We start from the raw sequence: 218 nt of genomic DNA on the forward strand, positions 1-218 counted from the left end.
TCAGAGCAAACATACTTTAATCGCTGGCAACGCTCTGCACCCAAAAATGTGAAAAATTGGCGGATAGTGGCTTCAGTGCGTTCCTCTCCAATCCACAGTAGTCGTGTACACTCCCGATCAATCTGATAAACCACTGTCAGGTATTTATGACCCAGCTGATACGCCACTTCGTCGATACCTATGGCCTCAATATTATCGAGCACCCGATGGGCTTTGCC

The 218-nt window shown here is 47.7% G+C and carries 1 protein-coding gene; it reads right to left on the bottom strand.

The genetic code is table 11. The annotated features are described in order from the left end of the window. On the bottom strand, positions 1–218 hold a 218-nt coding region (locus Q1B11_RS20390), incomplete at both ends, for a transposase (RefSeq protein WP_299735855.1).

It is taken from the genome of uncultured Endozoicomonas sp., from assembly GCF_947495845.1.
Classification (GTDB): Bacteria; Pseudomonadota; Gammaproteobacteria; order Pseudomonadales; family Endozoicomonadaceae; genus Endozoicomonas.